The following is an 8,690-nucleotide window of genomic DNA, read 5'->3' on the forward strand; positions in this document are numbered from 1 at the left end:
GGAACGACCTTCTCCCAAAGGCCGAAAGGCAAGCAGACCCCAGCCCGCTCGTGAACTCCGATTCCATCAAAAAACAGCATGCTCTTGCCAGTGGTCGCCGGCGATTCCCTGTCCTATGCAGGTCCCGCGGCGCGGCTCTACCCCGCTTCGCCGACCGGGAACTCAACCGTCGCCGTGGCATGGAGGTCGGCGCTGTCGAAGCCCAGCATTTGCGCATTGGCTCACGTCAACCTCAGGCCTAACCATTCATGCGCGCTGACGCGTTCGGGGGCCTTCTCAACCCTGCAGCACGTGTCACCGGAAGGGAACGACACGCGAGAGAAGCGTCTCGACGATGACGGCGAAGCGGCGCGGGTCGCCGAACGCCCGGGCGGACAGCATGGCCCCGTAGACAGCGGACAGGAAAGCGTCGGCCTCCTCCTCGGGCGTGCCGACGAGGGTCACGCCGCCTTGCCGGAGCCCCAGGACGAGGATGTCTGTCAGCCAGCCCCTAAGGTCGACGAAGAACGCCCTGACCGCCACGGCCACGTCGTGAGGAAGGCTCGGCAGTTCGGCCGCGAGCATCGCGGCGATGCAGAACGGAGCGGAATCGTCGAGGATGCACCGCTCCCAGTACCGGGTGTAGGCGCGAAGCTGCTCGGCAGCGTTCGGCTCCATCTCCCTGAGCGCGTGCACCTGGGCCTGGATGCCCGCGCGCGACTGCTCGACCACGGCGGTCGCGAGGTCGCTCTTGCCTGCGAAATGGTGGTGGACGTTCGCCTTGCTGACTCCCACGACCGCGGCGATGTCCGCATAGCTGAAGCCGTTGTAACCGCGGGCCATGATGAGGCTGCGCGCCTCGCCCAGGATGCGGTCCGCTGTCGTCGCCGCTGCCTTCATCACCTACCTCCTGACTAGTAAGTAAGCGCTTGCCCCGGGCCGTTCAACCATCTATACGTCACTGACCGACTAGTCGGTAGGTGGAGAGGACGCATGGCATTGCAGGTTCTCGGCAACAGCCCGCGAGGGATCCCGCGCAACGCGGCGATCTCGGCGCAATCGGAATTGAGGAACTACTATTACCTCCGTGCCGGGGTAGCGGCGCTCTGGGTCGCCGCAGCTTTCACGGTCGGCAAGAGCCTGCCGCCAGTCGCCAGCACCCTGCTGGTCGCCTACCCGGCCTGGGACGCACTCGCCAACGTGATCGACGCGAAACGGAACGGCGGGTTTGCGCGCAACCAGACCCAGCTTGTGAACGTGGCGGTCAGCGGCGTCACAGCCCTGGCCGTCGCGGTCACCCTCAGCAACATGAACACGGTGCTCGGCGTGTTCGGCGTTTGGGCCACCCTCGCCGGGCTGCTCCAGCTCGCGACCGGCGTGGGCCGCTGGAGGACGTCCGGCGCGCAATGGGCCATGATCCTCAGCGGAGCCCAATCGGCTTTGGCGGGCTGTCTCTTCGTCGCGCGGGCGTTCGGTCCGGGGCGGCCCGGCATAGTCGATATCGCTCCCTACGCGGCATTCGGCGCCTTCTACTTCCTCGTCTCCGCACTTCTCCTGACCTTCCGCCGCAAGGCTTCGACTGCTTGAGGTGCGGAGCGGGTTCTGGGCGCTTCGTCAGGTGGGCGCCCGGGCTGTCACGATCTTGAGGTTCCCCAGGGCAGCCCGTCGCGGCTTGGCCAACACGGATCTGATGAACGTTCGGCAACCCTCAAACCGAACTGTCGATGGCCATCAGCGAGCGGACTGGACCGCCGGTCCGCTCGATGCGTACGCGGCGCCTTGATCGCGCGCATTGCCCGCGGTATGCGGCTGCCATGTCCCTGGTGTTCGCTCACTGCCTGCGAATGACATGGCCCGACCGCACGAGGTCTGGCCGGAGAGGGTGACGCGCGTCAGCGCGCGACAGGCGAGAGCGCCGAACCCCGCCCTTCCGTGCCACGCGGGAGGGCTTTTTCAATTCCGTTCGGGTTCGGCGCGTCCCTCTCTCCTCACGGACGTACCCCATGTCACGCCGCATCCTCATCACGAGCGCGCTGCCCTACGTCAGCGGCGCCAAGCACCTCGGCAACCTCGTCGGCTCGCTGCTTCCCGCCGACGTCCACGCCCGCTTTCAGCGCCAGGTCGGCAACGACGTCCTGTTCGTCTGCGCCACGGACGAGCACGGCACGCCGACTGAGATCGCGGCGGCAAGGGCCGGCCAGTCACCGGCCGCCTTCTGCGAAGAGCAGCATCGCCGTCAATCCGAAACGTACCGTCGCTTCAACCTGAGCTTCGATCATTTCGGACGCTCCTCCGCGCCCTCGAACCACGCACTCACCCAGCACTTCTATCGTCGCCTGGATGCAGCGGGGCTGATTGCCGAGCGCAGCGTGCCTCAAGTCTGGTCACCCGTGGATGGTCGTTACCTGCCCGACCGCTACGTCGTCGGCACCTGCCCGCGCTGCGGCGACCCCGAGGCGCGCGGCGATCAATGCGACGCCTGCGGCAGCCTCCTTGATCCTACCGATCTCGAAGCGCCGCGTTCCGCCCTCTCGGGCGACAATCGACTGGAGGTACGCGAAAGCCGCCACCTCTTCCTGCGTCAGTCGGCGCTGCGCGACGCGCTCGGAGACTGGCTCGACACGCGTGCGGGCTGGCCGCCCTTCGTCACCTCGTTAGCGCGGAGCTGGCTCACGGCTGATCTGCGCGACCGCTGCATCACCCGCGATCTCGCCTGGGGCGTGCCAGTGCCGCGCCAGGGCTTCGAAGGCAAGGTGTTCTACGTCTGGTTCGATGCTCCCATCGCCTACATCGCTGCCACACAGGATTGGGCGACCGCCGGATCCGATCGCGATTGGCGCCAGTGGTGGTGGGGCGAGGCGGCCCGCGAGACGAGCTACGTCCAGTTCCTGGGGAAGGACAACGTGCCCTTCCATACCGTCGGCTTTCCGGCGACCCTCATCGGCTCCGGAGAGCCTTGGCACACGGCCGATGTCATCAAGGGTCTCCACTGGCTGATCTTCGAGGGCAGCAGGTTCTCGACGAGCCGGGGGCGCGGCCTGTCCTGCGAGGCCGCGCTCGATGCGCTACCCGCCGACCTGTGGCGCTGGTGGCTGATCGCGAACGCGCCAGAGAGCGCCGACGTGGACTTCCGGGCCGCACGGTTCGTGGCGGACGTGAACAAGGACCTCGCCGACGTCTTCGGCAACCTCGTGCAACGAGTGACACGTTTCGCGGCGGCGGCGTTCGAGGGACGGATACCGCCTGGAGGGGAGCCCGGCGAGGCCGAACGTGCACTCGTGGCAGAGATTGACGGACGGGTCGCCGCGATCCGCGCGCATCACGAGGAACGGGAGTTTCGGCGCGCGGCGACCGAGACGCGGGCGCTCTGGGCGCGGGCGAACGCCTATGTCCAGGAAGCTGCGCCCTGGTCTGTGCTCGGACACGACCGTGCGCGGGCGGCGGTGGTCACCCGCGCGGCCCTGGGTGTCATCGAGGTGTGCGCGACCACGGCCTGGAGCATCGTTCCAAACCTCGCGGCCTCGGCCATCTCCGCGGTTGGCGGCAGGGGAGGCGCGGGCGTGCCTGCATGGCCCGGCGACGTCGAGGATCTGATCCTGGGCGATCGGCGCGCTGGAGCAAGGCTACCGCTCTCTTTTGAGCCGATCGCGAAGCTCAGCCTCGAACATCTTAGCTTGCATGTCGCGGACGGTGGGTGATGCGGCAGCTTCAACGTCCAGCTTGGGTCGAATTCGTTGAAAAACTCGGGATGCAGCCGAAGTGGCGCTCCACACCACGCGCCGCGAAGACATGTTTTCCGCGGACGCCCGCCCGGCTCGACGCGAATCCGGGGCTGACGCATCAAAGAAAGATAAACCTTCCCTTTGTCGAGGCGTTGGACGAGGCTGAGGGCATCCTATCCGAGTTTTTCAACGGGACCGGTGAGAAGCGGATCAGCTGCGGGCAACTGGTGTAGCCTACGCCGAGTGACGTCGCAGCAACAGGCCTGGCTGATGACCATCGAAGAAGAGCGGGTTGCATTCGTGATCGTCCTGTGGGCGGTCGTACTCGGCTTCATTGGCTTCGCGTCGGAATGGTCGGTTGTGGCATTCGCCGCCTCGTACGTCTCGTTGGGAGTCGTTGGGCTTTCGCTGCTGTGGTGGCGCAAAAAGGCCGAGCGCTCAGCACCGATCGACCCTCAGCTCGGTGTAGCCGTCGCATTGGGCGCTCAAGTCGTCGTGACGGGGGTCCACGCCTTCTGGGGTGAAGGAACTTACGCCGGCATCGCCTCAGCCATGGTGTGGGGCAGTTGCGCCGTGCTCATCGGAGCTTACGCGATCGGCAGGTTGCGAGTTCTGCGCCAGCGGATCCGAGCGCGCGACAAGATCGCAGCGCTCGTCATGCCGTCGAAGATCGAAGGGACCGCGACGCCATTGAAGATTGCTTTCGCGCGAGCACGCGCAATCCAGGATATGACGTTCGTACTGCCGGTGTTTCTCTACTCGAACCTCTTTGTCGTTGCCAGAAAGGAGGGCGATCACCTGAACCTCAACATCAGCCCTTCACCCGCGCCGGATCGATTTTTTGTGATTATCGCCGAAAGCCAGAAATCACTTTCCATGTTCCCGCCTAATCTTATTCATGCTATTGAGCTTCGTACATTGCTCACACTTATTGACAGGAAATGGGACATTGTTGTTGTGTACGGCGACGGTAAAGATGTTCTCAGCGCCGAGTACTTGCCGGAACTCCGCGAGATGCTCGATCTGGAGAGCGCGATGACGAGGGCGTCGCGAGAGATCGGTGCGCAGCCTCGAACGTGAGATCGCGACTGGGGCGGAGGAGGTCGGTCAGCTTGGCACACGACAGGAACATAACGCTGAAGCCGGCAGACCAGGACCTAATCCAGGCATCTGGCTCGCCAACTTCCTGTGCGGACCAATCCAGAGAGCCACAGAGTTACCTTCCTGTAGGTGAACTCGGCCGCGACTTCCTGTAGGATCCCCCCATGTCCGCCCAACGCAAATCTGGCGATACCATCCTCGCCGCCGCCCGCGTCCGAGCCGAAGCCAACGGCGCGGTCGCGCCCATCGCCGACCGCTACGAGGCGAAGGCCCGCACTTCGCTCGATCCTGCCACGCCGCGCACAGCCGGCGGCGAGCTCGTGCCCGCGGACGACTTCGCCACGACCACCCTGCCGGCGATCCTCGACACCCTGGCCAACCCAGACGCCGTGGCAGCCGACGCCAGCCGCAATCGGCTCGACCTCGCCAAGGAGGCCGGCTGCCTGGAGATGGGCCTCGACACAGCCGACACCATCCGGGCCTCTGATGGGCTGGAGCGCATGCTGGCCCACCAGCTTGCCACCGCCCGCGTCGCCGCCATGAAGGCGGCGGTCGCCATGCAGCAGCACCTCGAGGAAGTCGGCCGAACGCGGGGCCCGAGCCGGCAGGCGGCGTGCGTCGAGGCCGAGCGGATGGCCCGTGCCTACGCCCGCCTGACGGGCTCGTTCCAGGCCGGCATGCAGACCCTGCAGCGGGTGCGCTCGGGCGGGAGGCAGGTCGTGGTGGTCCAGCACAACCACATCGGCGAGGGCGCTCAGGCCGTGGTGGCGGGCAGCGTGACCGGGGGGCTGAGGCTCGGCGACGGGGTGGGGGTGAAGGGGATTTCGGGCGACCAACCCCATGCCCCGTGCTCCTGCGACCGGTTGCGCGGTGCCTTCGCGGCGCCCCGCTGTGGGGCCCGTCGGCGGGATAAAGGATCGTGCCGGCAGCCCGCCATGGCGAACGGACGATGCCGGATGCAGGGAGGCGCCAGCACCGGCCCGCAGACGCCTGAAGGGCTGGAGCGCTCACCGCGCTCGACCTGGAAGCACGGGCGGTACTCAGCCAAGGCAATCGCCTTCAGGCGGAGGCTGGCGCGGACCGTGCGGGATCTGCGGGCCGCGACGCGAATGGTCGAGGAGCAGTAGCGTTCGGCACTTGCTCTCAGCAGCCAGGGCAATGGCTCAGTTCGTCCACGCCACATGCATCTGATCAATCCGGCGGATCCCGCTGTGACCCTGCAGCTTTGGTGGAGTACCGGCCAGTCCGAGCTGCGGGATGCGGCGGATTAGAGCGGTCAGTCCTTCCTCCAGCTCGACGCGTGCCAGGGCCTCCCCGATGCAGCGGTGCGGTCCGCCGCCGTAGACAGGATGCAGGCGCGGGTGGTCCGTGCGGCGGATGTCGAAGACGTCAGGTCGCGCATAAACCATCTCGTCGCGCATGGCCGACATGGTCGAGAGCATAAGGAATGAGCCAGCCGGAAGCGTGAGCCCATCAAGTTCCATATCCTCCCGGCTCACACGCCCGATCGAGGCCACGCTTGGCTCGTAGCGCAGCGCCTCTGCCACTGCGCCCGGGATCAGGTCGGGATCGCGGCAGACGGCCTGCCACTGCTCGGGATGCTCGAGGAGCAGTGCCACCTGCATGGCCCCAGCCACACGCGTCGTGTCAGTTCCGCCGATGATCAGCTGGACGATTTGAACGATGATTTCGAGCGGCGCGAGTTCGGCTGACGCTTCGGCCTCCGCGAGGTAGCGGGACAGGAAGTCACCGTTCGGCGTCCGTCGCTTCTCCGCAAGGATCTTCTCGACGTAGGCCTGCAGCTCGCGTGCCGCAGCCTCGAGGGTCGGGATGTCCTCTGGCTGGAACGTGAAGCTCAGGACGCGGGAGACGTCGTAGACGAGGCGCGTGAAGTGTGGAATGTCAGCCAGCGGCAGTCCCAGAAGGCCGCTGATGGTTTGTGCCGGGATCATGGCTGTGTAGCGCTCGACGAGATCGATCTCGTCCTCGCCAGACCAGCTCGCAATGAGATCCTCGGCTGTTTGTCTGATCCGTGGCCGGAGTTCTTCAATCAGCCGAGCGGCAAAGGTGCGCGTGAAAGGTGAACGACGCCGACGGTGCACCCCGCCGTTGGATGTCAGCATGCCTTGCTCGAACAGGGCGAACAGCACGCCGTCGGTGATGCCGCGCATCTCCGGGTAGACGGTTTCTGTCGACTGGACGCGCGGATCCCGGAATACCCGCTCAAGGTCGCGGGCTCGCAGGACGAGGTATCCACCAGCCTCGTGAGCGGTGAAGGGCATTCGGGGCCTGTAGCGGCGGAATACCCCGTGTGGATCGGCCTCCAGCTCCGCGATCGACAGGGTCGGGACGGCATCTTGGGGTTCAGCGGATTTCTGATCGCTATTGTCCGTGTGCGCTTGCCCGTCCATCTCAGCCTCCTTACTGGCTTCGGCGCTGAAGGCTCGGGCATTGATACTACAGTTCGATATCGGCAGTGACGTCCTGTGTTGCAACTGCAATACTCGGCTCAGCCGAGTTTCGTGCTTACGCTGCCGATCGTGGCCCGCTCATGCCTGACCTCGCTGAGGGCCGTGCAGCTCGGAGGCCGTCACATGTCGGGCGATGTCGTACCCAGGACGCGAAGATGGAAGGCCGTCCTGGAGACGGCCGACATCGCCAGGATCCTGCACGTCACCGGCGAGATCGAGCTCGGCAACACCGACGAGATGCCCCACCTTGGCCTGCGCGATCCGCGAGGCACGGATCCGAACATGCTCAACTTGGACTTGGAGATCACCATCAGCGGGCCAAGCGAGCTGACGATGCACTGGGCAGGAGTGCAGTTCAGCTGGCCAGCCCCCGGGCGGTCGCCGCCGCGCGTCCGCGTGATGAGGATGGGCGTCGAGGTCGCGTTCCTGCTGGTCACTGAGCTCGACTTTGGCCAATCCGCGGCCGGCTGCCTTGGGATTACGCGCGCAGTCAGGAGCCGAGCCGGCAAGCGACCGCGTTCCCATGGCAGGCCGAGGCAACCCGGCCCGGCTACAGTAACGAGGAGTGAGAGCTCGAGACTGGCTGGTCGGCACGCAGGCCGGGACTATTCACGATGTCCCGTGCACATGGTCAGCGTACAAAACTCCTTCGGCGCGCTCAGGCGTGCAGGTGGATGCTGTCCACTGGTATCTGGCGATGGCCAAAGTCGAGCTGCGTGCCGATCCCGATACGAGATCGTCGAGCACCGTCCCGAGGCGTGCGCGTGCTGCGGCGGCCGCCTGCACGCCGCTCTTCCAGCGGAGGTCGTCAGCACGCGCGAGCAGATCGAGTTGCCGGAGGTGGCACCGATCGTGGCGCGGCACCGGCGTCTGGCGGTGCGTTGCCCGAACTTGCGGGACGCGGGTCGTCGCACCGGTGCCGGAGGCGGCACGCGGCACTCCGTTCGGACCACGGCTGCACGCGGTGGCGACGGACCTCAAGACCTTTCAGGCGCTCTCGTATGAGCGGCTGCAGGCGGCGCTGTCAGACGTGTTCGGCCCCACGCTCAGCCAGGGCGGACTGCTGAACCTGCTCCGCCGCGCGCAGGGCCGTTTCCGTCCCGGTCGTGACGCGGCTGTCGCAGCTCTGCGCAAGGCCGAGGTCGTCGCATGCGACGAGACCGGCGTGCGCATCAAGGGCTCGAACGCTTACCACTGGCTCGTCCACGCATCTTACGCCGTGGGCTGCCGCAGTCCGACGTGACAGGCCGGCGCCCACGACGTCCAAAACGCTGACACGCAGATCATGGCTGTAGGCACGGGCCGTCGCGACCTCCCCAGGGCGAACCCCAGGATCAACGCGCACGTCGCCTCAACGACTCCGAGATCGTGGAAGCCGCTCTGACTGATGCGGATCGCTTTTCGCACCCCTGCTCAA

Annotated in this window: 7 protein-coding genes and 1 pseudogene; 6 read left to right on the top strand and 2 right to left on the bottom strand. The window is 66.2% G+C overall.

Going from position 1 to position 8,690, the window contains the following annotated elements:
* Positions 1-294: 294 nt before the first annotated feature.
* Entirely contained in the window at positions 295-879 is a 585-nt protein-coding gene (locus tag DT057_RS32680) for a TetR/AcrR family transcriptional regulator (RefSeq protein ID WP_128566198.1), read from the bottom strand.
* 93 nt (positions 880-972) lie between these two features.
* Between DT057_RS32680 and DT057_RS32685 the strand changes: the two genes are divergently transcribed.
* The 5 genes from DT057_RS32685 to DT057_RS37070 all read left to right on the top strand — a co-directional run bounded on the left by DT057_RS32685 (position 973) and on the right by DT057_RS37070 (position 5,929).
* Positions 973-1,566, top strand: a complete 594-nt coding sequence (locus DT057_RS32685; protein ID WP_238314345.1) for a DUF308 domain-containing protein — start codon at positions 973-975, stop codon at positions 1,564-1,566.
* 416 nt (positions 1,567-1,982) lie between these two features.
* Positions 1,983-3,677, top strand: a complete 1,695-nt coding sequence (gene metG / locus DT057_RS32690; RefSeq protein WP_128566199.1) for a methionine--tRNA ligase — start codon at positions 1,983-1,985, stop codon at positions 3,675-3,677.
* Positions 3,677-3,934 (top strand): hypothetical protein, encoded by a 258-nt coding sequence (locus DT057_RS32695; RefSeq protein ID WP_128566200.1) that lies wholly within the window; start codon positions 3,677-3,679, stop codon positions 3,932-3,934. Before metG ends, DT057_RS32695 begins: the two co-directional genes overlap by 1 nt.
* A gap of 37 nt (positions 3,935-3,971) precedes the next feature.
* On the top strand, positions 3,972-4,781 hold the full coding sequence (locus DT057_RS32700) for a hypothetical protein (RefSeq protein WP_128566201.1): 810 nt from the start codon (positions 3,972-3,974) through the stop codon (positions 4,779-4,781).
* Positions 4,782-4,966: 185 nt separating this feature from the next.
* Positions 4,967-5,929 carry an HGGxSTG domain-containing protein gene (locus DT057_RS37070; RefSeq protein ID WP_238314346.1) on the top strand — a complete coding sequence of 321 codons (963 nt, stop codon included), beginning with the start codon at positions 4,967-4,969 and terminating at the stop codon, positions 5,927-5,929.
* Between the two features lie 36 nt (positions 5,930-5,965).
* Here DT057_RS37070 and DT057_RS32715 read toward each other — a convergent pair whose 3' ends face one another.
* Positions 5,966-7,213 carry a cytochrome P450 gene (locus DT057_RS32715; protein WP_128566202.1) on the bottom strand — a complete coding sequence of 416 codons (1,248 nt, stop codon included), beginning with the start codon at positions 7,211-7,213 and terminating at the stop codon, positions 5,966-5,968.
* A gap of 723 nt (positions 7,214-7,936) precedes the next feature.
* Between DT057_RS32715 and DT057_RS32720 the strand changes: the two are divergent.
* Positions 7,937-8,495, top strand: a pseudogene (locus DT057_RS32720) (IS66 family transposase zinc-finger binding domain-containing protein); the annotation flags it as partial.
* Between the last annotated feature and the right edge of the window lie 195 nt (positions 8,496-8,690).

This window comes from Methylobacterium crusticola, assembly GCF_003574465.1.
GTDB lineage: Bacteria > Pseudomonadota > Alphaproteobacteria > Rhizobiales > Beijerinckiaceae > Methylobacterium > Methylobacterium crusticola.